This window comes from Streptomyces sp. NPDC028289 (genome assembly GCF_055565975.1).
Genome location: NZ_JBVHTI010000001.1, coordinates 956,275 through 981,359 on the forward strand (window position 1 = coordinate 956,275; position 25,085 = coordinate 981,359).

Sequence of the window (25,085 nt, forward strand, 5' to 3'; positions counted from 1 at the left end):
CCGGCCGTAGCGTGAGGCGGTGCACCGGCTGATCGAGACCCTGCCCCGCCTGCGGCGCGGACATCCGTGGCTGACGGACGTCCTGCTGGTCGTGCTGGTTGCCGTGCCCCCGGTGATCCGCCCGCAGCCGGGCTGGCGACCGGTCTGGGTACAGGCGGTCGTGTACGCCGCCCTGGTGCTGCCCCTGCTGTGGCGCCGCCGCCGGCCGGTGCTCGTCGCGGCCCTGGTGACGGCCGCGTTCTGGGCGCAGTACCTCGGACAGGTGTGGGGACAGGAACCGGGACGCGGCGCCGTCGCCCTGGCCGCGGTCCTGGCCACCCTCACGGTCCGCGGCCTGCGCCGGGCCGCCGCGGCCACGGTGATCTGTGCCGCCGGCTGTGTACTGCTGTGGATTCCCGCCTGGCAGCGGGACTACGGGGGCCCGGGTGCCCGCGGTGCCTGGCTCACCCCGCTCGCCGTGGGCCTCCTGCTGGCCGGGGCCTGGGTGTTCGGCGAGTACGTCCGTGCCCGGCGCGCCTATGTCGCCGAGTTCGAGCGGCGGGCCGTGCTCGCCGAGTCGGAACGTCTCGCCCTGGCCCGGTTCGCCGTCGCCGAGGAGCGGGCCCGCATCGCCCGCGAGATCCACGACGTCCTCGCACACAGTGTGAGCGTGATGGTGCTGAACGCCGAGGGCGGCAGGCTGATGCGGCACACCGACCCCGCGGTCGTCGACCGCACCCTCGGCGTCATCAGCGCGACCGGCCGGGACGCCCTGGACGAACTGCGCCGGCTGCTCGAGGTGCTGCGCACCCCCGACGCGGACGCCTCGTCCGGCGACCCCGGACCCGGCAACGGTGGGGCCAGAGCCGGTGATTCCCTCTTTGCCGATCTGCGGCGGCTGGTCGGACGCCTCAACACGAACGGCACGCGCGCCCGGCTGGACCTTCGCGGAGAGCCGGGCGGCCTTCCGTCGGATCTCACCGTGCAGACGTACCGCATCGTGCAGGAGGCGCTCACCAACGTCGTCAAGCACGCGCCGCCGAACGCCACGATCCACGTACGGGTCGACACCGGTACCGAGGGGCCCCGACGGCTGGTCCGCGTCCGGGTGGAGAACTCGGCCGGAGCGGGAGCCGTCCCGGAGCGCCCCGCCCGACTGCACGCCCGCGGTCACGGACTCACCGGCATGCGCGAACGCACCGCCCTGTACGGCGGGAGCGTCGACGCCGGACCCACACCCGACGGGGGCTACCGGGTCACCGCCTCCCTGCGCCCCACCGAGCCCGAGCCCACCCCGGCGACCCCATGACCGGCCCGGCCCCCACCCCGCCACCGTCGCGGGTGCTGATCTGCGACGACCAGGAACTGATCCGGATGGGACTGCGCATGGTCGTCGACAGCCAGCCCGATCTCACCGTGGTGGGCGAGGCCGCCGACGGCGACGCGGCGATCGCGGGTGTGGCCGCCCTGGAGCCGGACCTCGTCCTGATGGACGTACGCATGCCCGGCCTGGACGGGCTCGCCGCGACCGAACACCTCTGCGCGCAGCCCTATGCGCCCCGGATCCTCGTCGTCACCACCTTCGACCTCGACGAGTACGCCTACGCGGCCCTGCGTGCCGGCGCGAACGGCTTCCTCGTCAAGGACGCGCCCGCCGAGGAGATCCTGGTGACCGTCCGGGCAGTGCTGCGGGGCGAGGTCATGGTGGCGCCCTCACTCACCCGGCGCCTGGTCGAACGCTTCGTCCTGCAATCCCCCACGTCCGTGCCCGCCCAGCGCAGCCGCCTGGCCGCGCTCACCGAGCGGGAACGGGAGGTCCTCGCCCTGGTCGCCCGGGGACTGGCCAACGGCGAGATCGCCGACCGCCTCTTCGTCGGGGAGACGACCGTCAAGACCCACCTCGGCCGCATCCTGACCAAACTCGGCCTCCGCGACCGTGTCCACGCAGTGATCTTCGCCTACGAGAGCGGGCTGGTACGGGCCGGGGACTGAACGGCCGTCTCTCCGACCCACGCCCAGCGGATTCACCTACCAACGCGCAGATGCTCTGTCTCGGGCTTTGCCCGGGGCCGAAAGGCTTGACGCAACCCCGAGCCCGGGTCAGCAAGCCGACCCGGGCTCGGGAGCGCGATTCAGGTGCTCAGTCGTATGCGTTGAACTCTGCGATCGACCACCAGTTGTCAGCGCTACCGGTGTTGACCACCCTTGATGTAGCGCGCCGTCTGCGTCGCGAAGGTCACGGCTTCGATCTGCCGGCCGTCCGAGCTGAGGGCGACGACCGTCGCCGGACGGCACACGGGTGGCGTACCGCAGGTTCGTGCCCGGGCGGGTCCCGGACGAGCATCGCACCGCCGTGGTGGTGCCAACGCGGTCAGCGGTGAGGAGATCCACGTCGTCGGTGATCTGGAACACCTCTACGAGGTTCCACGGTTCACCTATGACGGCGCGGCCGTCGTGTGCTGCCGGATGCGCTACCCGACGTACGACGACCCCTGGGAAGCGACTCTCGTCAGGATCGACCTGACCGACGGCACGGTGCAGGACCTGCTGCCCGAGTTCGACAACTGGCCCGGTGGCGTGGCCTGTTCACCGGTGGACGACACGCTCTTCTTCACGGCCGACGAGCAGGGACACGCCCCCGTCTTCCGGCGCGACCCGGACGGTGGCGTCACACGCCTCACCGCTTCGGGCGCGTACGACTCGCTGACCGTGGCCCCCGACGGGCGGACGCTCTACGCCCTGCGCCACGCGGTCGACGCGCCGCCGACACCCGTCCGGATCGACGCCGACGTCGTCGACCAGACTCCGGCGGGGCTGCCCGCCCCGGGCGGCGTCGGCCGGCTGCCCGGCACACTCACCGAGGTGCACGCGGCGGCGGACGACGGGTTCGTGCTGCGCGCCTGGCTCGTGCTGCCGGAGGGCGCGTCCGCCGAGCGGCCCGCTCCGCTGCTCGTCGCCGTCCACGGCGGACCGCAGTTCAGCTGGAACGGCTGGACCTGACGGTGGAATCCGTGGCCGTTCGCCGCGCGCGGCTATGCGGTGCTGCTGCCGGATCCGGCCCTGTCGACCGGCTACAGGCAGATCAACCACCGGCGCGGGTGGGGGCAGTGGGGCGGGCGTCCCTACACCGATGTGATCGCGCTGACCGACGCGACCGAGGCCCGGGACGACATCGATGCCTCACGTACCGCGCTCGCCGGCGGCTCGTACGGCGGGTACATGGCGGACCGGGTCGCCACCAGCACGGACCGGTTCAAGGCGATCGTCAGCCATGCGGGTCTGTGGGACCTGCGGATGTTTCAGGGCGACACCGATGCGCCCTGGTACTTCCAGCGGATCTTCGGCGACCCGCTGACCCGCCCCGAGCGGTACGAGGCCGACTCGCCGCACCTGGAGGTCGCGAAGATCCGTACCCCGATGCTGGTCATCCATGGCGCGAAGGACCACCGCGTGCCCATCGGGCAGGGCGCCGCGCTCTTCCAGGAGCTTCAGCGGCACGAAGTCCCCGGCACGTACCTCTACTTCCCGGACGAGAACCACTGGATCCTGAGGCCGAACCACACGCGCCTGTGGTACGAGACGTTCCTCAACTTCCTCGACCACCACGTCCTCGGCGCCGAATGGCAGCCCGACCTGCTGTGACCGGTGTGGGGGTTGGCCGGCGGACGATCGGTAGGCCGCGGCGGCGAGGCAGGCGGTCGACGCACGAAGCTCATGCCGCCGAGCCCGGGGAGGGCGCCCCGTCAGATGACGCCCGCGTCATTCCGTCGCCCCGCGAACCACATTTCGCCGGTAGTCCTCTTCCAACGGGGGATCGGGGTCTTCGTCTTCGCCGTCCAGCAGGATTCCGGTTATGTCGACGGGAGGAGTGACCATGCCGATCCGGCCGCCGGCGGCTCGGTTTCGGCGGCCGGAGTGATCGGGTGGGGTTGTAGGTGGTGGCGTTGCGCGCGCGCCACCCCATTCCCTTTGTATACCGCCGAGTGCCTTCACAGTGCCTCTCCTCCGGTTGCTTTTGAGATGGTTCGCATCGGCCCGTAGTGCGATCGGTTCCAGGCCCTCATCCATGAGGGAGGGCAGGAGCCGGAGGACGGGTGGTCCCGCCCAACCACCGCGCGGGGGTCACGGCGGAAGGGCGGAACCGGTTCACGGGGGATTTCGTGATCGAACCTGAGGTGCGGTCAGGGGGTCCGTTGGTTCACCCAGCGCCGAAGCCCATCAGGCCAGGTCACAGGACGCGTAGTGCGGTCAGCGGGTGCGGCCCTGGCGGGGCCGGACATGGAGGTGTGCAGGGCCGCGAGCAGTCGACGGCCCTTCCAAAAGGCCGCGGGGCGGCGCATCAGAAGAACGTCCGGACGAAGTCGACGACCGTCTCGTCCCGTGTCACCGGGATCAGCTGCCACTTGTCGAAGGCCGTGCAGGGGAAGGCGAGGCCCAGGCGGATCCAGTCCCCGATCTTGACGTCGTTGTCGGGCGCGAGGCGGATGAAGGCGTGCTGGTCGTTGACTGCGGTGACGACACAGTCACGCAGCTCGTGGGTCGTACCGTCGTCGCGGCGGACGGCCTGCGGCTCGGGCAGCCAGGCGTCGAAGGACAAGTCCCGTTTGCCGGCCGTGATGAGCGCGAGGCCCGCCTCGGGCATCGAGGTCACCCGGCCCCAGGCGTGCAGCGCGGGGCGCAGCTCCCGCTCGGTGTCATCCGCCCGGGAGAAGGGCGACATCCAGCGGTAGAAGCCGTCGTCGTGGGCGATGTAGCAGCCGCTGCGCAGCACCGGCAGGACGTTCATTCCCGGCTTCCAGGGCCGCGTGAGGGCGTCGGTCACCTGGTCGAAGAAGCAGCTGCCGCCTGCCGTCACCATGATGGTGTCGGTCTCGAACAGGCCCTCGTCGTGGAGCCGAGTGGTGACCTCGCGCAGCCGGTTCAGGAAGTCGTTGATCACACAGAGGCTGTACGGCGACGGGTCATTGACCAGCACGCCCTCGTAGCCGCCGACGCCGACGAGACGCAGTGCGGGGCTCGCGTTGACGGCACGTGCGGTGGCCAGGGCGTCCTCGACGGTGCGGGCGCCGGCGCGGCCGCCCGTCCTGCCGAGCTCGACGATGACCTCGAGGGGCCGGGACGGCGCGGGCTCCAGTGTCGCGAGGATCTTGTGCATCCTTTCGGCGACCTCGGGTGAGTCGGCGAAGCAGATGAACCGGTAGGACGGGTCGCCGTCCAGTTCCTCGGTGACCCAGCGCAGCGACGGTGCGTCTACCAGTTCGTTGGCGAAGAGGACGGTGGAGACGCCGAAGTGGCGGTACACCCGTAGTTGGGCGGTGTTGGCGGCGGTCAGTCCCCAGGAACCCGCGTCGAGTTGGCGTTCCCAGAGCTGGGGGGCCATGGTCGTCTTGGCGTGGGGGGCGAGTTCGACGCCGCGTTCGGCGCACCACTTGGCCAGAACTTGCACGTTGTGCTCAAGGGCGTCGGCGTCGATGGTCATGAGTGGGCCGACGAAGCCGTCGTCGAAGACGTTGAGGTGGCGGGCCGCAACCTCGGCGACAGTGCTGCCCTCGGCTGACACAGGGAGTCCTTTGAAGCGCCAGTCGATCCGCTCCTCTGCGAGCGCTCTGACGGCGTCCTTGTCGATTTGTTCGATGGGGGCGGGGTGAGGCACGGGTTCTCCCTCGGTGACCGTCAACGGATCACTTCTCGTAGTGCTCGGGCGAACACCTCGATGTCTTGGGGCGAGGTGTAGTGGTGCGGTGAGACGCGCACACCGTGGGCGACGCCCTGCCCGGGTAGGTAGAGCGGGGTGTGGTTGCCCTGTGCCACCCACACGCTGACGCCGCGGGCGGCGAGCTCGTCACGGATCCGTGACGCGGGCATCAGTTCACAGACGAAGGTGACGATGGAGGCGTGCCGTGTCCCGGGGTCGATCAGTCGGGTGCTGGGCAGTTCGTCGACGATGCACCGGACCGCGTCGCGCGGACTCGGTCCGGTGCCGGGCCCGTCGGAGCCGGCCAGGTGGTGCTGGAGCGCCGCTTCGAGGCCCCGGACGGCGGCCGCCGAGCGTTCCGCGTATTCGAAGCGCCGGGCGCTCTCGGTGTGTACCTCGTAGTTGTCGGCCGATGTCATGTCGGCGACGTGGAGGTCGTGGAAGACGGGAGCGGCGACGGCCCGCAGGCGGGGGCCGATGGCGGCGAATCCGGTGCCCCGCGGCCCGCACAGGAACTTGCGTCCTGCGCCGGTGAGCAGGTCGCAGCCGATCTCGCGCACAGAGACGCCGAGTTGGCCGACCGACTGGCAGGCGTCCACGAGGTAGAGGCATGGCCACGGGGCGAGGATGCGGCCGATCTCCTCCACCGGGTTCACGATTCCGCAGCCGGACGGGACGTGCGGAACGGAGACGGCCACCACGTCCTCGCGGATGTTGCGGCGCATCCACTCGAGGTCGAGGTCCCCGGACGGGTTCAGGGGGACGACCTCGATGCGCAGGCCGGTTCGCCTGCGCAGCTCGGTCCAAAGGATGAGACTGCCGGCGTACTCGTAGGGGGTGATCCAGACGCGGTCGGCGCCGGTGAAGCGCAGTGCGTCCACGGCAGAGCTCCAAGCGCGGGTGGCGCTGTCGAAGAGCGCCAGGTCGTCGACGGGTGCGTCGAGTACTTGGGCCAGCGCCTCGTAGACGCCCTTTTCCAGGGTGGCCTCGTGGCGACGTTCCGTCTCGTAAGCGCCCTCGGCGGCCTCCTCCGCCAGGTGGGCGGTCATGGTCTCCACGACCTCTGCGGGCATCAGGCCGGCACCGGCGGTGTTGAGGTGCACGGGCATCCGCTGACTCCTTCGTTGGACGAGGGGGTGGGGCATGAGGTGAGTCAGAGGATGCGGGCGAGCGCGGCGGCCTCGGCGAAGGAGCCACCGTCGTCGATCAGCGCGGGATCACCCCCGAGGCGGCGCCAGCGGCGGTACTTCGACGCGTAGCTCAGCAGCGTCTCCTGGTTTTCACGGCCGCGCGAGCGGGTGAGGACACCGGCCCAGAGGCCGTCCCAGCGGGCATAACCGGGGTCCTGGAGCAGCACCTGGTGGGCACGCTTCATGTTCCAGAACGGCACACCGGTGTTGAGGTGGTGCACCAGGTGATAGTTGTCGTGGTGCCGGCCGAGCAGGAAGCGCTCGATGGCCCAGCCGTGCCGGTTGCGGGTCATCAACTTCTGCCGAGACTCGCTCTCCGGCAGGGGATAGTGCTCGGCCAGCTCCGACAGCCAGCCAATGGCCACGGCCGTGGTGAACAGGGGCACGAACCAGAACAGCACCAGCTGAAGCAGCCAGCCCTGCCAAGCGCACACACCGACGATCGCACCCCACTGCAGGAGCAGCAGTGCGCGCTCGGTGCTCTGCCGGATCGGCATGGACACCGAGACGTTCTCGTTGAAGAGGATGCGGTCGCGCACGACGTAGGTGACGTACTGGGGGGCGCGCAGGCCCAGCAGGGCCGAGGCGATGTTGCGGGCGAAGAAGCGGGCGTCGGAGACCCGGTGGTCGTAGATGCCGATGTCCCGATGGAACTGGTAGTCGGGATCCTTCTCCGGGTCGCCGAGGAACCGGTGGTGGAAGCCGATGTGGGAGTTGCGGTACGGGTTGTACATGTGCAGCACCAGGTAGCCCGAGAACACGGTGCCGAGTACGAGATTGAGTCGCCCACTGTGGGCGAGCACCTTGTGCGAGGACTCGTGCAGCAGGTTCACGAAGGCCCGCTGGGTGGAGCCGATGAGCACGACGGCGAGCGGATAGAACCAGTAGGAGACGCCGACACACGCGTAGATCGACGCTGCCAGCAGCAGGTAGTCGCCGATCAGGGCGAGCGGGGCGTGGTGGTTGTCGATGGTGCACAGCGCTCTCAGCTGTTTTCGCACTCCAGGGTCGAGTCTGTTGAAGTCAAGACTCAGATCCTCGTTCTGTATGGACGTCGTCATTTCTTCTCCTCCAGGACCAGTGGACGCAGGGCGAGTACGAGGCGAAGCGAGGCTTGAGCGTACGAGTCAGGCACATTCTTGGCAAGAGATTGTCAATCTCGGTTCGGCTCCCATCGGGCATTATGCCAAGCCCACCTGCAGCGATGGAGAGATCCGGAGGGCATGAAGGGCCCCCGTTGCGAGATGGTTGGCAATTTTCCCCCAAGGGATTGCCTCATGCGGCACACATCTGGCAGTGTTCTTGCCATGAAGCCACGTGTACTGGTCCTGGGCGATCAGCAAACCCTGGTCGACGCGGCCGTCGCGCTGGGAGCCGAGGTGTGGTGGGCACAGCGCCCCGACCGTGTGCGGCCCGCCGAGGCCGCCGCTCCGGTCGTGACCCTGCTGACCGACTACACCGAGCCGGCGTTTGTCGACCTCGTCGCGCATCTGCACGCGTACCGGCCGTTCGACGCGGTCGTGAGCATTCAAGAGCACGCCCTGTTGTCGCTCGCCGCCCTCAACGATCGGTTGGGGCTGCGCGGGCCGCGCCATGACACGGTCCGCCTCGTCACCGACAAATGGGCCATGCGCACGGCACTCGCCGAGTGCGGAGTGAGTCCGGTGGCGGCCGCTCTGGGGCGGACGGTCGACGACCTGCGCGCGTTTGGTGCCGAGCACGGCTTCCCCTTCATCGCCAAGCCGGTCTCGGCAACTGGCAGCTTCGGAGTCGTCCTGGTCCAGCCGGACCGGGTGGACGAGATCGCCGAGCGGTTCGCCGACAGCGGGGCGGGCGCCTTCCTCCTCGAGGAGTACCTCGAAGGACCCGAGATCAGCGCTGAGTCATTCACCTTCGCTGGCCGGCACGTCGTGCTCGCCCTCACCGACAAGTCGACCGGCGACGGTTTCGTGGAGGCCGGGCACACCGTTCCCGCCGAGTTGGACGAGGCCGTCGTCACTGACGTGGTTGAGCTGGTCGGGACGTTCCTGGACGTGATCGGTCTCACCGACGGGCCGTCGCACGTCGAGGTGAAGCTGACTGCCGCCGGTCCACGGATCGTCGAAGGGCACTGCCGGCGCGGTGGCGACCGGATCAACGAACTGGTCCGCCTCGCCCACGGGGTGGACATGGAAGCCCTGAGCGTGTCATGGGCGCTGGGCCTGGCCGAACCCCTGGCCGGTCCGCCGCCGTTGCTGCGCGGCTCGGCGATCAGGTTTGCTGAGGCCCCCTGTGGCGAACTCGAAGCGGTGACCGGCCAGGAGAAGGTCGTCGCCGATCCAGCGGTGACCGAGCTGCGCGTACTCCACGAGGTCGGACAGCGCATCGGGCCGGTGCGCTGGTCGGGCGACCGGGCCGCGTACGTCATCGCCACCGGGGACACCTCGGCCGAGGCGGCGGACAACGCCGCGGCGGGCGTGGCGCGGTTGGTCTTCACCGTGACCCCGCAGTCGGCAGTGGAGCCCTGGCACCGGATGTCCGACGAGCGGGAGATCAGCCGCGAGAACGACCTCTCCCGGCTCGTTGGCTACCAGCGGACAGACAGCGCCGACGATGACTGAGACGGTCGCACGGACGGGTGTCGCATCCAGGTTGAGCGAGAGGGCGCTGCGGCGCACCCTCGGCGTCAACTACCTGTGCTGCCAGTTCGGCAAGTTCTCCCTGATGCCGGTGCTGGCCGTGATGCTGGCCCGTGGCAGCGGAGGTAGCGCGTCGGCTGCCGGGTTCGACATGTTCGCGTTCCTGATGTGCGTGGGTTTGTCCTCGCTGCTGATCAGCCGCTGGCTGCCGAGATTGCCGTACGCCGTGAGCATGGCGGCGGGCATGGTCTGCTCGGGCGCCGGATTCGGAACCCTGGCTTTCACCGACCGTCCGGTGTCTGTGCTGCTCGCGCTGTGCCTGGCCGGGTTTGGCAACAGCGTCCACGGAGTGTTGGTCCGCGTGCTGGTGGCGGAAAGCCTCACCGCCGAGTCGGCCCGCAACACCGTCTACGGCATCCTCCAGATCGCTACCAACGCCGCCGCCGCGCTGGGCCCGTTCATCGCCGGAGTGCTCTACGTTGCGGGCGACAACCGGTCGCTGCTCGCCTTCGTCGGTATCGCCTACCTGGCCGCGGCCGTGTCGCTCCTCGTCGGCCTGCCGTTCGGGCTACGACCGCCGAGGACGCTGCGGCGCATCGACGGGGTCCGCGCCCGGATGCGTACGCTGCGGGATCCGCAGTGTCTGCGCGCCCTCGCGCTCACGGCGGTCGGGGCCTTCGCCTACGGGCAGTTCTACTCCGCGTTCGCGCTCTTCGTCGCCTTGGCGGTCGAGCCCGCGATGCTCCGCGCGGTGCTGCTCGGCGGGCCCCCGATCCTCATCGTGCTGTTCCAGTCCGGGGTGACCGCCCTGACGAACCGGAGACTCCGGGCCGGTATGGCTCCGCAGGAGCTCCTGGCCATCGCGGTGGCCGCCTTCGGCTCCGGAATCGTGCTGCTCGGCGTCGGCCTGCCCGTCGTCGCCGGGGCGGCTCTGGCAGTGGCGGTGTTCGCGTTCGCCGAAATGCTGTTCGGTCCGATGGTCAGTATCGCTTTCAACCGCCTCACCAACGTTTCCCCCATCACCTCCTCCAACTTCCAAGGCATCTCGCTGACCACCGGCGAGGCCCTCGGATCGCTGTCCGGCGGAGCTGTCTTCCTGGCCTGCTACCACCACGGCGCGGGTGACTGGTACTGGCTCGCGCTCGGCGCGGCCACGCTTGCCGGCGCCGGTCTCCACTTCGCACGAGCCCGAATCACCCCCGAACGACCCGAGGAAGGGCATTGACATGGAACACCTGAAGCGCATCGCGATTCTCGCCGAGGACGAGATCACCCCGAGCCCGGCCAAGACCTTGATGGGCATCCTGCGGTACCGGTCCGACCGGGTGGTCGCCGTGGTCGACCGCCACAACGACGGCCGGGACACCGGCGACGCGGTCGGTCAGGGCCTCGGCACCGGGATCCCGATCGTTGCGGATGTCGACGCTGCGATGGCCTTCAAGCCGGACGCGGTCCTGCTGGGTGCCGAGCCCACCGGCGGCATTCTGCCGCCGAGTTGGCGGGCCATGGTCCTCGACGCGGTCGGCCGGGGCCTCGACGTGATCAACGGCCTGCACACCATGCTCGGGGAGGACGCCGAGATCGTCGCCGTGGCCGAGCGCACCGGCGCCACGCTCTGGGACGTCCGCCGTGAGCCCACGGAGCGCTACACCGTCGAGTTCATGCCGGACGGCAAGCCGGTCTTCGAGATCGCGACGCACCGTCCGGGCACGCGGACCGTGCTCACGGTCGGCACCGACTGCGGCATCGGCAAGATGACCACGATGCTCGAGATCGAGAAGGAGGCGCTGCGCCGCGAGCTCGCGGCGAAATTCGTCGCGACCGGGCAGATCGGGACCATGATCACCGGCCGTGGTGTCTCGATCGACGCGATCATGGTCGACTACGTCGCCAAGATCATCGAGGAGGAGACCCTCTCCGCGCTGGAGGAGAGCGAACTCGTCCTGGTCGAGGGCCAGGGCGCGCTGAACCACCCGCGTGGCTCCGGTGGTCCGCTGTTCTTGATGCACGGCAGCCGCGCCGACTCACTGATCCTGTGCCATGACCTGAGCCGTCCGACCATCAAGCTGCTGCCGGACTTCCCGCTCCCGTCGCTGGAACGCTCAATCGAGATGCACGCGGAGGGCGCGAGCTGGGTGTGGCCGGAGGGCCGCTGCCCGGTCGTCGGCATCTCGCTGATCACCCGAGGTCTCTCCGACGAACAGGCCCGCGAGGAGATCGCCAAGATCGAGGTGGCCACCGGCCTGCCCACCACCGACGTGGTCCGTTACCCGGATGGTGCCGCAAAGCTCCTGGACGCGATCCTCGCCGGCCCGACCGCCTGAGCGCACCCCTCTCTCCGGCCTTCTGCCACCCCTTGGCCCACCCCACTCCCCAGAACTCTTGACCGAAATACGACGAAGTCGACGAGAAGGAGACGATGAAGTGTCCGAGACCCTGACACGAGAGCACACCGGTGTCGAGATCGCCCGCGTGGCGGGCAACATCGGTGCCGAGATCAGCGGCGTGAACGCCGCGGAGGAGCTGCCGGAGCCGGTTGTCGCCGAGCTGCGTCAGGCCCTGCTGACCCACAAGGTCATCTTCTTGCGCGACCAGGACCTCGCCTACGACCAGCTCGTCGCCTTCGGCCGTCGCCTGGGCACCCTGACCCTGGGCCACCCGATCTACGGCGGCCCCGAGGGCTTCCCGCACCTGCGGGAGATGGACTCCATGGGCGAGGGGACCCGTGCCAACTACTGGCACGCGGACTTCACGTACATGGAGAACCCGCCGGCGTTCGCGATCCTGCACAACGTCGTCTGCCCGCCGGTGGGCGGCGACACCATGTGGGCCGACACCGCCCTGGCGTACCGCAACCTGCCGGCGGGGCTGCGCAAGCTCGCCGACGGCCTGCGCGTGATCCACAGCAACGACTCCGACTTCACCGACGCCACCTACGACGGTGACGTGAAGGACAGCTACCTGAAGAACGTGTTCAGCGCCGAGCACCCCGCGGTGCGCGTGCACCCGGAGACCGGTGAGAAGGCGCTGATGCTCGGTGGGTTCGCCCGTCGCGTCGTCGGCTACAGCCCGCAGGGCGGCCGGGACATCCTGCGTGCCCTCACCGAGTACGCCACCCTCCCCGAGCACACGGTGCGCTGGCGTTGGCGCAAGGGCGACCTGGTCATCTGGGACAACCAGGCGACCCTGCACTACGCCATCCGGGACTACACCGAGCACCGGCGCGGCGAGCGTGTCACCGTCGCGGGTCCGACGACCGTCGGCGTGGACGGCCTGCCGGGCTACGCGATCCGCGGCAACACCGTGGAGTTCGGCGCCGGCGGGGCGCAGACCATGTGATTCCGGCCCTGTCCTGCAAGCACTCCGGCCTGGCGACGCGACGTCACCAGGCCGGGCGCACTCCGCGCGTCCGCGCCCTCGCCCGGCGGGGGCCCTCACAGTTGTCCACCTCTACTCCCCCGCGGCCTCATGTCTGCACGGACAGGCGGCACGAGGCCCGTTGACAGCTCTTGATCGATTCCAGGAGAAGACGTGACCATCCTGTCGGAGAACGCCATCGGCCTCGACCGCGAGGTCCGCTTCGGCGACGTCCGCTACGACTTCCACGTACGACACGGCCACAGCGCGTGGAGTGATCTGCGCGCCCGGTTCGCGGAGCTCGATGCGGACCGGTTCGTGATAGTGGCGGACGCCGGGCTGCCGGCGCACCTGCTCGCCGAGACCGAGATGAACCTGGCCGCGCTCGCGCCCACCCAGGTTCTGAAGGCCCAGGCCGACGAGACGCAGAAGAGCCTCACAACCCTCGACCGGCTCGCCGAGGAGACACTCCGCCACGGCATCACCCGCCGCTCGGTCGTGGTCGCCCTCGGCGGCGGCACGGTCGGCAACATCGCGGGCCTGCTCGCCGCACTCGTCTTCCGCGGCATTCGGCTGGTCCACATGCCCACTACCCTCCTCGGCATGTCCGACTCGGTGCTCTCCCTCAAGCAGGCGGTGAACTCCAGCTACGGCAAGAACCACCTGGGCACTTTCCACGCCCCGGTGCTCGTGTGGAACCACCTGGACTTCCTCGAGTCGCTTCCTGCCGCTGAGATCCAGTCCGCGCTCTGCGAGATGATCAAGAACGTGATCGGTATCGTGCCCGAGCGCTACGACGAGGTCGCCGGGCTGCTGCGCACCGACGGCCGCTACCCGCCCGACGTGATGAGCCGGTTCATCGACTTGTGTGTGGACGCCAAGACCCGGGTGATGCGTCACGACGCCAACGAGAAGGGCGAGGCGCTCGTCCTGGAGTACGGGCACACCGTCGGACACGCCGCCGAACTGCTCACCGGCGGACGACTGCGCCACGGATTCGCCATCGGCATCGGCATGCTGGCGGCCGCCCGGGTCTCCCGGGAACTCGGCATGCTCGACCGCTCCGACGAGGCGGCCCATCTGAAGCTTCTCGAACTCAACGGCGCCCCGACTGCGCTGCCCGAGGAGCTCGACACCACGTCCGTGCTCAACATCGTCCGACTCGACAACAAGCGCGGCTACGTCCCCGGCCGCAACGGCACGTGCGACCTGATCCTCTTGGAAGGCCTCGGCCGGCCGCACCGCCCTGGCGGCAACCAGATCACCCAGGTCGACGAGGACACCGTACGGATCGGCATCGAGTCGGTGCTCTCCAGCCGTCCCTCGCTGGTGGGTGCCTGATGGCCACCGTGGTACGCGGCGAACGCCGCCCCTTCGGACCGATCGCCAACGACATCTCCGGGCCGGCCGTCACCCACCGCCAAGTCGGCGGCGAGGGCATCTGCCGCTGGAAGATGCTGATGAACGGCATGCACCTGGAAGGCGAGTGGAACTGCGTCGAGTACGTGGTCATCGAGCCGGGCGCCTCTGTCGGCGAGCACGTGCACCTGCGCACCGAGGAGATCTACTACATCGTCAAGGGCCACGCCGTCGTCACGATGGACGGTGTGGAGATCCACGCCAAGGCCGGCGATCTGATCACCACTCCCATCGGCTCGTCCCACTCCATCGCCAACCGGGGCGGCGAGGACATGCACTTCTTCGTGACCGAGGTCTTCCCCGGCGAGGGCCCGGCAGCGCTCCCCGCCCACCTGCACGTGCCCGACCTGCTGGCGCCCCGCGAAGGGCACCGGTCGGCGGAGGTCGACCTCACCCCGTACTTCACCGGGGACTGGCAACGGTTCCGGCTCCTGGAGATCCCGGACGGCGGCCGACTCGACGAGAGTGTGCCGGCCGACCGCAGCATCGTGCTGCACGTCCTGGACGGCTCCGCCGTGATCTCCGTCGACGGCGCCGAGTACTCCGGCGGTCCGGGCCTGTCCGTCGCTGTCACCCCGGGGCTCGCCTTCACCGCGACGAGCACCGCGGGGCCGGGACCCCTCCGGGTGATCAGCACGGAGGTGGGGGTCGTATGAAGCTCGGACTCGACGGCCGGACGGCGATCATCACCGGTGCCGCGAGCGGTATCGGAGCCGAGACGGCCCGCACCCTGGCCGGGGAAGGCGCCCGGCTCGGCCTGATAGACCGCGACGCCGAGGAACTCACCCAGCTCGGCAAGGAGTTGTCCGAAGCAGGCGCCGAGGTGACACCGGTGACAGCGGACCTCGGCAGCGCCGACGGCGTCACAGAGGCGTTCACCACCCTGCTCGACGTCTTCGGCGGGCACACGGACGTGCTGGTGAACAACGTCGGTCAGTGCCGCGCCCGTGTCTTTGACGAGCTTTCCGACCAGGACTGGCTGGACACCTTCGAGATCAACTTCCTCAGCGCGGTCCGCGCGACCCGGCTGGTCCTGCCGGGGATGCGGGAGCGCGGGTACGGCAGCATCGTCACCAATGCCTCCGACCTCGCCCGCCAGCCGGAGGCCGGTCCGGCCGACTACCAGGTTTCCAAGGTTGCCCTGCTCAGCTTGACCAAGAGCCTGGCGCTGTCCGAAGGCCCGGCCGTACGAGTGAACGCCGTTGCCCCCGGCCCGGTGTGGACCCCGCTGTGGATCCGGCCGGGCGGCTTCGCCGAGACCCTCGGCAACGTCCACGGCCGGGAGGCCAAGCAGGCCGTCGAGTACGAGATGAGCAAGCGCCAGCTGCCCCTTGGCCGGATGGGTACCCCGGACGAGATCGCCCGGGTCATCGCGTTCCTCGCCTCGGACGCGGCCTCGTTCGTCACCGGCGCGGTCTGGGGCGTGGACGGTGGCACGATCCGAGGCCTGCTCTGATGGGCTCGGCACTCGCGGTGCGGGGCGGGACACCGGTGCGCGCCGGCCGGTCCTGGCCCCGCTGGCCGCAGCCCGCCCCGGACGCGGACGTGGCGCTTCTCGAAGTACTGCATTCGGGCCGGTGGTCCATCGCCAGCCCGTACGGCGGCGTCCCGACGTACGAGCAGCGGTTCGCCGGCGACTTCGCGGCGTACCTCGGCGTCGGCCACTGCATCCCCACCGCAAGCGGTACGGCGGCCCTGATGACGGCCCTGGAGGCGTGCGGGGTCGGGGCGGGCGACGAGGTGATCGTGCCCGCCCTCTCCTGGGCCGCCTCGGCCTCGACGGTGGTCGGGGTCAACGCCGTACCGGTGTTCGCCGATGTCGACCCGCGAACGCTGTGCCTGGATCCGGCTGCGGCCGAGGCCGCCGTCACCCCGGCGACGAAGGCCATGGTGGTGGTGCACTTGTACTCGGCCGTGGCCGACCTCGCCGCCCTCCGGGCGGTGGCGGACCGGCACGGACTGGCGCTGATCGAGGACAGCGCCCAGGCCCACGGAGCGACGTACGAGGGTCTCAAGGTCGGCACCTTCGGTGACGTCGGCACGTTCAGCATGCACCACACCAAGGTGCTCACCAGCGGCGAAGGGGGAGCGGCGGTCACCGACGACCCGGCGCTCGCCCGGCGAATCGAGCATCTGCGAGCTGACGGGCGTTGCCGGGCGGCGGCGCCGCCGCGCACGGGCGCTCCCGAACTGGTGGAGACGGGCGAGTTGATGGGCAGCAACCGCTGTCTGTCCGAGTTCCAGTCCGCGTTGCTCATCGCTCAGTTGAAGACCCTCGACGCGCAGAACAGTACCCGCTGGGCCAACGCGGTCCTGCTCGACCGGCTCTTGGCCGGGCAGGGCCTGCGCCCCCAGCAGACCTCCCCGGGCACGACCCGGCGCACCTATTTCGGCTACGCGGTCGAACTGCCCGAGGAGGTCCGTGACGGCGCCGCCGCCGCGGACGTCGCGGAGGCCCTGACCGCCGAGCTGGGACTCCACGTGCGCCCCGTGTATCAGCCGCTCTTCGCCAGCCGGCTGTACGACCCGTCGTCCCGCCCCAGGTTCGACATCGGCCCCGGCCACCTGGAGCGGCTCGACCCGGGCCGGTATGCGTTGCCTATCAGCGAACGCGCTGCCCGCTCCTTCCTCACGTTCCATCACGCCGCGCTGCTGGGCGAGGAGGAGGACATGCACGACATCGCTGAGGCCTTCCGTCGGGTCCTGGCCCGTCGTGCGGAGCTCACCGGCTGACCCGGCCGCACTACGGCGCGGAGTATGTGCTTTGGCCCTGCACCCCTTCGAGGGGTGCAGGGCCAAAGCACATACTCCGCGCCGAGCTCGTCTAAAACCTGATCGAGTGGGTGTGGAATTCGGCGGTGGATCCCATGTCCTTCATGTCCCGGACGTCAGCCCGTTTGACGGCCGGATACAGGGCGCGGCGTTCCGGACCGAGGACGGACATCATGAACTCGTCCTGCTCCAGGGCGTTCACGGCCTCGTCCAGCGACCTCGGCAGTGGCCTGACGCCGCGCTCGCGCAGCTCGCGGTCGGAGAGCTTGTTCGGGTCCTCCAAGAGCGGCTCACCGGGGTCGAGCCGGCGGCGTACGCCGTCCATCCCCGCGTGGATGAGCGCCCCGAGGGCCAGATAGGGGTTGGCTGTCGAGTCGACCGTCTTGACCTCGATGTTGGTCGAGGCTGACTCGCTGCCGCGCAGCTGGCTGGGGATCCTGATGGCCGCCTCGCGGTTGTCGAACCCGTACGCGCCGAAGGCACCGGACCACATGCCGGGCTGGAGCCGGTGGTAGCTGTTGACGCTCGCGTTGGTGAGGGCGATGAGCGCAGGAAGGTGCGCGAGGAGACCTCCGATGAAGTGGCGCCCAAGGCAGGACAGCCCCAGGTCGTCCGATGGGTCGGCGAAGAGGTTGACGGCGGGCTCCCCTGCCGGTCCGGGCTGCCACAGCGACAGATGCGTGTGGTTGCCGTTGCCGCGCATTCCGGGGCGCGGGACGGGCGCGAAGGTGGCCCAGAGTCCGCGTTCTCGGGCCAGGCCGCGGGTGATGGCCCGCTGCCAGACGTAGTTGTCGGCAGCCCGCAAGGCCGGCGCGTACCGGAGTGTCATCTCGTGCTGGCCGGCGCCGAATTCGGGGTGGTAGGTCTCCACCTCCAGGCCCTGATCGCGCAGCGCGCGCACCAGGGCCACGGCGTACTCGTTGGCGGTATCGAAGCTCTCGTTGTCAAAGCACAGGCCGTCGTCGAGGAGATCGAGCCGGCCGGGCGACGGCTTCCCGGCGCACAGTGTGAACTCCGGCTCGAAGGCGGCGAACACCTCGTAGTCGGCGGCTGTGGCCAGCGCCTCCTTGAGGAAGGTGCGGGGGCAGGCGGCCCAGGGCTCGCCGTCCAGGGTCACCAGGTCGCACAGCATGGCAGCCGACCCGGGGGCGTACGGGAGCCGGACGAACGAGTCGGGGTCCGGCACCAGCCGGACCTCACCCACCGCGTCGAAGCCGGGCACCGGCTGGCCCAGGTCCAGCAGGCTCGACGCCTGCCGGGTACGGGCCAGGCCAATGCCGGACTCCATGCGGGAGGGCAGGGCGCTGCGGGTCACGGCCTTGCCGCGGGTGACGGAGTTGTGGTCGACCCAGAGGAAGCGGATCAGCTCGATGTTGTCCTGTTCGACGGCGTGCTTGATGCCGTCCAGGGCGTCGTGGTTACGCACGTGCAGCAGCTCTCATCTCTGATCGGATGCGGTCGTTGAGGTGGTCCTGGACGGCCCCGGAGGGCCCGGCCGGTCAGACCCAGGCGATGGCGTCGGTCAGGGCGTCGTCGAAGAAGCCGAAGAAGAAGCCCATGGTGACTCGGTCCGCCGTGCCCAGCGGCTGTTCGATCGAGTGGTAGTGCGTGGGGTTGAGCAGGTAGACGTCGCCGGCCTCCGGCTTGAAGCGGTGCGAGGGAGCGCCCCCGGTGACCGCGTCGTCGTAGCCGAGGCCGTGGACGACCTTGAAGCTCTCGTCCTCGGGTGCCCACTTCTTGCGGTGGATCTCCAGTTCGCCGCCCTCTTCGCACTCCTGGAGGCACACCACGACGCTGAGGTGGTGTCGCAGGTTCTGCAGGAGCAGGCCGGTGCCGGCCGCGTCGCGCATCATGTTGTCGTTGTGGAGCGGGGTGCGGACGCCGTTCGGGTAGATGCGGACGTTGTTCTCCGCGTATCGCCGGCCGTCCGGCTCCACGGCCGCCTCGAACGAGTTCAGGCCGAGGACCTCGGCGAGGCGGGCGCGGGTGCGCGCAGCCAAGCCGAAGCCGATCGAGTCGGTCAGCCGCGCGGCCGCGGCGGCCTCCTCGAAGTAGGCGTCGACGGCACCGAGGTGCTTGGCCAGGAACGGGCCGATGGTGGTCAGACTGCCATTGCTGTACTGCGTGGTGGAGGCCTGCCCGAAGAGCGGGACGACGCGCTGGACGTCGGCGTCGAACTCCTCCCGGGGGAAAAGGCCACGCAGGACGACCACGGCGTGGTCGCCGTTGACGAGTCCCTTCAGAATGCCGGGGCCGGGGGGCTCGGCATCCCCAGGCCGGTCGAGGTGGTGAACGACGCGTTCCCAGGCAGCGGGCATGTCGGGGGTCCTTTCTCGGGAGCTTCTCAGGCGCTTACGCGGGCGCTTTCCCAGGCGGCGTCGGCGCGGGCGCTTTCCCGGGTGAACGGGAACGTGAACACGGTGTCGGCAGGCAGCGGCTCCCACTGGTCGGCGGGGGCCAGGTCCACAACGGTCTCGGAGGCCACGACGACCCGGTCCGCAGTGGTGTGGCGGTGCATCGCGAAGAACCGCGGGGTGCGGGTCTCCGGCGGGCTCCAGTGGACGAGATGGGCCTGGTCGGGGTGGATGGCGATGGCGTTGCCCGACATGCCGCCGCCCGGGATCGCCCGCAGCCGTTCCAGGGCGCTCTCCTGTTCCAGGCGCGGGGTCCGGGGCGGGATCAGGTAGTCGAAGTACTCCGCCGAGTCGAAGACGGACGCGGGCATGCCAAGCAGTCGGTGCACGGTCGGCAGGTAGCCGTTGTGCATGAAGTACCAGTCGTCCTCGGGCCGTTCCAGCGGGTGGGTGTAGGCGAGGCCCCGGTTCTCGGGCAGTGTGGCGTTGCGGACGTGAAGGGCGAGGAAGTCGGTCCGGACGGTCGCCACGGGCGAGTCGGCGGCGCTGTCGGCGGCAGGGCGTACGTCACGGTGGGCCCGCAGCCGGCCGTCGACGGGGTCGCGCCATACCGCTCCCCAGCCGTGGGCGTGCACAGTGGTGGCGTTGTCGTGGTTCGCGGTGACTCCACAGCTCATCTGTACAGCGGCGGCGACGATCTCCGCCGGGTCGAACGAGCCGTGGGCCAGGATCAGTCGGCACATGGGCCGCCCGTTCTCTCAGCGGGCATCGGGGCTCCCGAAGGTCTCGGAGTCGGCTGTCGCACCGACCTTAGAAGCCATGGCAATCTTTGGCAATATGGTTGCCTCTTAGGCAATGCTGTGACAACCTCTTAGACCTCGATCAAGGAGTGACGATGGCTGACCACTTGCCACCCAAGACCGTTGTGATCGTGGACGGATACTCCAACGCCGCGTCCCTGGTCACCGCGTTCGCCCGGCGCGGGTACGCCTCAACGCACGTACTGAGCACGCCGGAGCCGCGGCCTGCGATGATCCCGCCGCGTCCCGAGGACTACCGGGGCTGGCTGGTCTGCCCGGACGCGGCCGCGGTGGACCAGGTCGTCGACCAGCTGCACGCACTGGACCCGGTCGCGGTGCTTGCCGGTCAGGAGCCCGGGGTGCCGCTCGCCGACATGCTCAGCGAACGCCTCGGCCTCGCCACCAACGGCACGGCGCTCTCCACCGCCCGCCGCGACAAGTACGAGATGATCGAGACGCTGCGCGCCGCCGGCGTCCGCTGTGCCGACCAGTTCAAGACCGACGACCCGGACGCGGCCGCCGCGTGGGCGGTACGGCGCGGGCGTACCCCCGTCGTCGTCAAACCGCTTTCTTCTGCGTCCTCCGACAACGTGTACATCTGCCGCACCGCCGAAGAGGTGGCCGACGCTGCCCGCCGTGTCCTCGCCTCGCACTCGATGTTCGCGGAGCGCAACACCGAGGTCCTGGTCCAGGAGTTCCTGTCCGGCCGCGAGTACGCCGTGGACTGCGTCAGTGCCGACGGCAGCCGCTATCTGGCAGGGGTCTGGGAGTCCGAGCGGCGCCACATCGACGGCGGCCGCACCATCTACGACATGTGCGTGCTGCGCGATCCCGACGCCGCACCCGTCCCGGCCCTGAACGCCTACGTCCACACCGTCCTCGACGCCCTGGGCATCCGGCACGGCCCCTCCCACGCCGAGGTCATCATGACCCCGCAGGGCCCGACCCTCGTCGAGATCGGCGCCCGCCTCAACGGCTCGATGGACCCCGACTTCCACGACATCGTGTTCGGCACGAACGTCGCGGAACTGGTCGCCCATGCCTACACCGAGCCCACCGGCTTCGCTCGCCGTTTCGGTGGCCGTGTGTACCAGCCGATGCAGGCTGCCGCCGTCTACCACGCGCCCACCGCTCTCGACGGCGTCATCGCCGCCGTCGACACGGGCGTCGTGGACCGGATCACCGCGCTCCCCGCCGTCCACAGCGCCGTCGTCCGCTCCGGCCCCGGAAGGCGCCTCCGGCCCACCGAGGATCTGCTCACCAGCCCGCTGCGGTTCTTCCTGGCCGGCCCGGACGAAGCAAGCCTGCGCCGGGACCGAGCCCTGGTCGACGACCTCAAGGACGAGGTCTACCGGCTGCTCTGACGGCACCCCATACGGAAGGAAGTGACATGGAAAACGAAAACCGCCCGCTGGTCCTGCTCCTGGGCAGCGCCCGGTATGTGGTCGAGGCGTGCGTCCGCCTCGGCATCGACGCCGTCGTCGCCTCGGGCGCCCGGGAGAACGACGCCGGTCTCGCAGCGGACGACCAGGTGACCGTTCTGCGGGTCGACCATCAGGCCTCCTCGGAGGCAGTCCTCGGTGCTCTGCATCGCGGCGGGTTCACGGACCGCGACTTCGACGCAGTCGTCACCTCCGACGAGTTCGCGCTGGTCACCGCCGGGCTGATCGCGGAACACCTGGGCTGCCGGGCGATCGACGCGCGCACGGCGCTCAACTTCCGCGACAAGTACCTGCAAAAGCGACTGGTCGCGGAGGCCGGGATCGACACCGCCCGGGTGACGCTGATCGAAGACGTTCACGACGTCTCCGCCCTGACAGACCTTCCGTACCCGCGCGCCGTGCTCAAGCCGGTGGCCGGCGCCTCGACCCGGCTGACCGCCGTCGTGGACACTGCCGAGGAGTTGCACGGTCTCAGCCGGCGGTACCGCACGGCCGGCACCGCTGAACGCACCTTCGTCCTGGAGGAGTTCATCGGAGGCGAGGAATGGATCGCCGACGGCATCGTCTTCGGCGGCGAGGTCCTCTTCTGGTCCCTTGGCGCCTACGGCGCCCCCTGCCTGACCGCGCTCGACGAGGGACTACCGCTGTGGATGCGGCGGATCGACCCGGACACCGAGCAGTGGCGGTATGAGCGAGCTCAACCCGTGGTGCTCGGCGCGCTGCGGGCGCTCGGCCTCACGGACGGCGTCTTCCACATGGAGCTCTTCCACAATCCGGCCTCCGGCAGGCTCGTCTTCGGTGAGTGCGGCGCCCGCCGCGGCGGTGCACTCATCCAGGAGGAGGTGCAGGCGAAGTTCGACGTTGACCTCGGCGAGGCCATGGTGCTGTGCGGCCTCGGCCGACGGCCCGAGCTGAACGTCAAAGTCCGGCCGGGCCTGGTCGGCACCGCCTATCTGCCCGGCCGCCCCGGCATCCTCGTCGACCGCCCCTCGGCGGCCGACCTGATGGCCCTGCCCGAGGTCGAGTACGCCCGAGTGGAAGCCCCCGTCGGAACGGTCTGGACCGGCGGTCCCTCCGGCACCGACCAGCGGGTGGCCCAGATCCTCGTCACCGCCGACTCGGAGGCCGAGTTGAAGCAACGCTTCGCCGAGGTCCGCCAGTGGTTCGACGAGCGACTGACCGTTGCCCCCCATCCGGCGACCCCGCAGGAACTGCGCACCTGGCAGCGGGCGACCTGGCCGCACAGCGACCTCGGGGACCGGCTGTGGCCCTGACCGAAAACACCGAGCGGAAGGTCGGCCCGGCGGACCGGCGTGCACCAGGCCGGTGGGCGAGGCTGCTGCCCGCACCCGGGCCGCAGCGCATTCTCGCCGCCGCCACCCTCGTCAATACCTTCGGCAGCGGCCTGTTCGTCACCAGCAGCGCGCTGTACTTCACCCGGGTCGTCGGACTGCCCACCGCTCAGGTGGCGATCGGTCTCACCACGGGCGGCATCGTCGGTCTCGTCGCGGGGCTGGCCGGCGGCCGGGTCGCGGACCGCTGGGGCGCCAAACGCACCCAGATCGGCGTCATGGTGCTCGGCTCGTTCTTCATGACCTGCTACCTCTTCGTCCACACCTTCTGGCCGTTCATCGCGGTGGCCTGTCTGACCGCCGCGGTGCACTCCGCCAACCCCACCAGCCGGGACCCGCTGGTCCGGCAGTTCGGCGGCGAGCGGCCCGCTGCGTACCGCGCCTACCTACAGGCCATGACGAACCTCGCGATCGCCCTGGGTGCGGTGGTGGCCGGCCTGGCCATCCAGGCCGACACCCGCGAGGCCTACGTGAGCCTCCTGGTCGGCCGGACCCTCGCCTTCGTCGGCTGCGCCCTCGTGCTCACCCGGCTGCCCGGTCCCGTACGCAGCGACACCCGGGCGACGGACAGACTCGGCTGGGTGGCCCTGCGCAACCGCTCCTTCCTCGTGGCAACGGTGATCAACGGGGCCATGCAGGTGCACTACGCCGTGCCGACCTTCGCGCTGCCGCTCTGGATCGTGGACCACACCGATGCCCCGCGCTGGACCGTGTCGGCGATCTTGCTGCTCAACACCGTGATGGTGGCGAGCCTCCAGGTGATGGCGGGCCGGTCGGTCACCTCGACGGAGGCCGCGGGCAAACGGATGCTGTGGGCCGGCTGCGCCCTGTGCACGGGCCTCGTCCTGATGGCCGCGGCCAGCGGACCGACGGCCTGGGTCTCGGTCCTGATCCTGGTGGCGGCCACCGCCGTGTACACGGCAGGCGAGCTCTGGCACGCCGCGGCCTCCATGGAGTACTCCTTCGGCCTCGCTGATGCCGAGGCACAAGGCCAGTACTCCGGCGTCTTCAGGCTCGGCGCCGGCGCCGGAGACGCCCTGGCCCCGACCGTGATGGGCGTCATGGTGCTGGGCTGGGGCCGGCCCGGCTGGCTGGTCCTCGCCGGGCTCCTCCTGCTCGTCGGGGCGGCAAGCCGTCCTGCGGTCGCTTTCGCCGGCCGCCGCTTCCCCGGGTAGGACGGCGGAGTCGGAAGAGTTCGGGAATTCAGGAGTTCAACATGCAGATCAGGCTCATGCGGGAGGACGACCTCCACTCCGCGGAACGCGCCTCGGCGGCGACGTTCCTGGAGGCCGAGGAGCTCAACCGGCGTGTCGTCGAGCCGCAGGTGCAGCCCCGCTCGGCCGAGGCCTCCGCCCTCTGGATCGACCGGATGCGCCTTTTTCTCACCGTGGATCCCGGAGGCTGCTGGGTAGCGGTGGACGAGGCGGGCGAGGTCGCGGGCTTCGCGATCTCGCAGAACCGTGACCGCCTCTGGTACCTGGCGACGTACGGTGTGCTGCCCGGCCACCAGGGACAGGGCGTCGGCAAAGGCCTCATGGACGCCGCGCTCGCACATGCCGGGGACCGCCAGGGGATTTTCATCTCCAGCGTGCACCCCGGCGCTACCCGCCGCTACCGGCTCGCCGGGTTCTCGCTCCACTCTCAGGTGCGGATGACCGGCACCGTCAACCGGTCCACGCTTCCAGCGGTCACCGGTCTCAACGAGGGCGGTACCGGCGACTTCAGCTGGATGGACCGGCTGGACACTGACCTCCGCGGCGCGGGCCACGGACCCGACCACGCGTTCATGCTGGCCACCCTCCGGCTGATCGTGTCCCGGTCCGATGCCAGGCCGGGATACGCGTACGTCGACCACCGGGGCCGTGTGGCGCTGCTGGCCGCCGCCCACGAGGACACGGCACGGGCGTTGTTGTGGGAGGCCCTGGCCTCATCCCAGGCGGAGGCGTTCGTCCCGTCGATCACGGCGGTCAACGAGTGGGCGATGGACGTAGGCCTCGCCGCTGGACTCGACATCGTCCAGGAGGGCTATGTCGCAGTGCGCGGCATGGCGGTACCCGGACCGTACCTGGCCAGTGGGCACTTCCTCTGATCTTTCCCTGATGTCCTT

Annotated in this window: 22 protein-coding genes; 16 read left to right on the forward strand and 6 right to left on the reverse strand. The window is 69.9% G+C overall.

The genetic code is table 11. The features are described from left to right. Nucleotides 1-19 precede the first annotated feature (19 nt). The 4 genes from ACZ4UV_RS04220 to ACZ4UV_RS04235 all read left to right on the forward strand — a co-directional run bounded on the left by ACZ4UV_RS04220 (nucleotide 20) and on the right by ACZ4UV_RS04235 (nucleotide 3,621). A complete protein-coding gene (locus ACZ4UV_RS04220) occupies nucleotides 20-1,288 on the forward strand; it encodes a sensor histidine kinase (protein WP_467835743.1) in 1,269 nt (422 codons plus the stop codon). Further along, the gene (locus ACZ4UV_RS04225) at nucleotides 1,285-1,971 is read left to right on the forward strand and encodes a response regulator (RefSeq protein WP_467835745.1); all 687 of its coding nucleotides are present in this window, start codon (nucleotides 1,285-1,287) and stop codon (nucleotides 1,969-1,971) included. The genes ACZ4UV_RS04220 and ACZ4UV_RS04225 overlap by 4 nt, the downstream gene beginning before the upstream one ends. Before the next feature lie 474 nt (nucleotides 1,972-2,445). Next, complete coding sequence (locus ACZ4UV_RS04230; RefSeq protein WP_467835746.1) at nucleotides 2,446-2,979, forward strand: hypothetical protein; 534 nt, start codon at nucleotides 2,446-2,448, stop codon at nucleotides 2,977-2,979. 39 nt (nucleotides 2,980-3,018) lie between these two features. Next, complete coding sequence (locus tag ACZ4UV_RS04235; protein ID WP_467835748.1) at nucleotides 3,019-3,621, forward strand: alpha/beta hydrolase family protein; 603 nt, start codon at nucleotides 3,019-3,021, stop codon at nucleotides 3,619-3,621. 697 nt (nucleotides 3,622-4,318) lie between these two features. Here the strand turns inward: ACZ4UV_RS04235 and ACZ4UV_RS04240 are convergent. The 3 genes from ACZ4UV_RS04240 to ACZ4UV_RS04250 are packed head-to-tail and all read right to left on the reverse strand — an operon-like array spanning nucleotide 4,319 to nucleotide 7,925. Next, nucleotides 4,319-5,632: an amino acid deaminase gene (locus tag ACZ4UV_RS04240; protein WP_451016874.1), complete on the reverse strand. Its 1,314-nt coding sequence runs from the start codon at nucleotides 5,630-5,632 to the stop codon at nucleotides 4,319-4,321. A gap of 20 nt (nucleotides 5,633-5,652) precedes the next feature. Then, nucleotides 5,653-6,783 carry an aminotransferase class V-fold PLP-dependent enzyme gene (locus tag ACZ4UV_RS04245; protein WP_451016875.1) on the reverse strand — a complete coding sequence of 377 codons (1,131 nt, stop codon included), beginning with the start codon at nucleotides 6,781-6,783 and terminating at the stop codon, nucleotides 5,653-5,655. A 44-nt stretch (nucleotides 6,784-6,827) separates the two neighbouring features. Then, complete coding sequence (locus tag ACZ4UV_RS04250) at nucleotides 6,828-7,925, reverse strand: fatty acid desaturase (RefSeq protein ID WP_451016876.1); 1,098 nt, start codon at nucleotides 7,923-7,925, stop codon at nucleotides 6,828-6,830. Between the two features lie 246 nt (nucleotides 7,926-8,171). On the opposite strand from ACZ4UV_RS04250, the gene ACZ4UV_RS04255 reads away from it, so the two are divergent. From ACZ4UV_RS04255 to ACZ4UV_RS04290, 8 genes are all read left to right on the forward strand, one after another. Further along, nucleotides 8,172-9,464 (forward strand): ATP-grasp domain-containing protein, encoded by a 1,293-nt coding sequence (locus ACZ4UV_RS04255; RefSeq protein WP_451016877.1) that lies wholly within the window; start codon nucleotides 8,172-8,174, stop codon nucleotides 9,462-9,464. Then, entirely contained in the window at nucleotides 9,457-10,707 is a 1,251-nt protein-coding gene (locus ACZ4UV_RS04260) for an MFS transporter (protein WP_451016878.1), read from the forward strand. Before ACZ4UV_RS04255 ends, ACZ4UV_RS04260 begins: the two co-directional genes overlap by 8 nt. Before the next feature lies 1 nt (nucleotide 10,708). Further along, complete coding sequence (locus tag ACZ4UV_RS04265; protein ID WP_451016879.1) at nucleotides 10,709-11,806, forward strand: N-acetyltransferase DgcN family protein; 1,098 nt, start codon at nucleotides 10,709-10,711, stop codon at nucleotides 11,804-11,806. Nucleotides 11,807-11,906: 100 nt separating this feature from the next. Beyond that, a complete protein-coding gene (locus ACZ4UV_RS04270) occupies nucleotides 11,907-12,821 on the forward strand; it encodes a TauD/TfdA dioxygenase family protein (protein WP_451016880.1) in 915 nt (304 codons plus the stop codon). A 192-nt stretch (nucleotides 12,822-13,013) separates the two neighbouring features. After that, nucleotides 13,014-14,180: a 2-deoxy-scyllo-inosose synthase gene (locus ACZ4UV_RS04275; RefSeq protein WP_451016881.1), complete on the forward strand. Its 1,167-nt coding sequence runs from the start codon at nucleotides 13,014-13,016 to the stop codon at nucleotides 14,178-14,180. Then, nucleotides 14,180-14,914: a cupin domain-containing protein gene (locus ACZ4UV_RS04280; RefSeq protein WP_451016882.1), complete on the forward strand. Its 735-nt coding sequence runs from the start codon at nucleotides 14,180-14,182 to the stop codon at nucleotides 14,912-14,914. Before ACZ4UV_RS04275 ends, ACZ4UV_RS04280 begins: the two co-directional genes overlap by 1 nt. Then, nucleotides 14,911-15,714: an SDR family NAD(P)-dependent oxidoreductase gene (locus tag ACZ4UV_RS04285; protein WP_467835752.1), complete on the forward strand. Its 804-nt coding sequence runs from the start codon at nucleotides 14,911-14,913 to the stop codon at nucleotides 15,712-15,714. Before ACZ4UV_RS04280 ends, ACZ4UV_RS04285 begins: the two co-directional genes overlap by 4 nt. Further along, on the forward strand, nucleotides 15,714-16,991 hold the full coding sequence (locus ACZ4UV_RS04290) for a DegT/DnrJ/EryC1/StrS family aminotransferase (protein WP_390045032.1): 1,278 nt from the start codon (nucleotides 15,714-15,716) through the stop codon (nucleotides 16,989-16,991). Before ACZ4UV_RS04285 ends, ACZ4UV_RS04290 begins: the two co-directional genes overlap by 1 nt. Before the next feature lie 91 nt (nucleotides 16,992-17,082). Here the strand turns inward: ACZ4UV_RS04290 and ACZ4UV_RS04295 are convergent, their stop codons facing one another. From ACZ4UV_RS04295 to ACZ4UV_RS04305, 3 genes are all read right to left on the reverse strand, one after another. After that, nucleotides 17,083-18,456, reverse strand: a complete 1,374-nt coding sequence (locus ACZ4UV_RS04295; RefSeq protein ID WP_467835754.1) for a glutamine synthetase family protein — start codon at nucleotides 18,454-18,456, stop codon at nucleotides 17,083-17,085. 73 nt (nucleotides 18,457-18,529) lie between these two features. Then, on the reverse strand, nucleotides 18,530-19,348 hold the full coding sequence (locus ACZ4UV_RS04300; protein ID WP_390045029.1) for a 2OG-Fe(II)-dependent halogenase WelO5 family protein: 819 nt from the start codon (nucleotides 19,346-19,348) through the stop codon (nucleotides 18,530-18,532). 26 nt (nucleotides 19,349-19,374) lie between these two features. After that, complete coding sequence (locus ACZ4UV_RS04305; protein ID WP_390045027.1) at nucleotides 19,375-20,127, reverse strand: class II glutamine amidotransferase; 753 nt, start codon at nucleotides 20,125-20,127, stop codon at nucleotides 19,375-19,377. A 152-nt stretch (nucleotides 20,128-20,279) separates the two neighbouring features. Here ACZ4UV_RS04305 and ACZ4UV_RS04310 point away from each other — a divergent pair, with 152 nt between their 5' ends. From ACZ4UV_RS04310 to ACZ4UV_RS04325, 4 genes are read left to right on the forward strand one after another with little or no spacing between them, the layout of a single operon-like run. Beyond that, on the forward strand, nucleotides 20,280-21,548 hold the full coding sequence (locus tag ACZ4UV_RS04310) for an ATP-grasp domain-containing protein (protein WP_467835756.1): 1,269 nt from the start codon (nucleotides 20,280-20,282) through the stop codon (nucleotides 21,546-21,548). 26 nt (nucleotides 21,549-21,574) lie between these two features. Next, on the forward strand, nucleotides 21,575-22,900 hold the full coding sequence (locus ACZ4UV_RS04315) for a hypothetical protein (RefSeq protein WP_451015897.1): 1,326 nt from the start codon (nucleotides 21,575-21,577) through the stop codon (nucleotides 22,898-22,900). Next, complete coding sequence (locus ACZ4UV_RS04320) at nucleotides 22,891-24,153, forward strand: MFS transporter (RefSeq protein ID WP_451015896.1); 1,263 nt, start codon at nucleotides 22,891-22,893, stop codon at nucleotides 24,151-24,153. Before ACZ4UV_RS04315 ends, ACZ4UV_RS04320 begins: the two co-directional genes overlap by 10 nt. Before the next feature lie 41 nt (nucleotides 24,154-24,194). Further along, nucleotides 24,195-25,067, forward strand: coding sequence for a GNAT family N-acetyltransferase (locus ACZ4UV_RS04325; protein ID WP_451015895.1), 873 nt, complete (start codon nucleotides 24,195-24,197; stop codon nucleotides 25,065-25,067). Nucleotides 25,068-25,085: the final 18 nt, after the last annotated feature.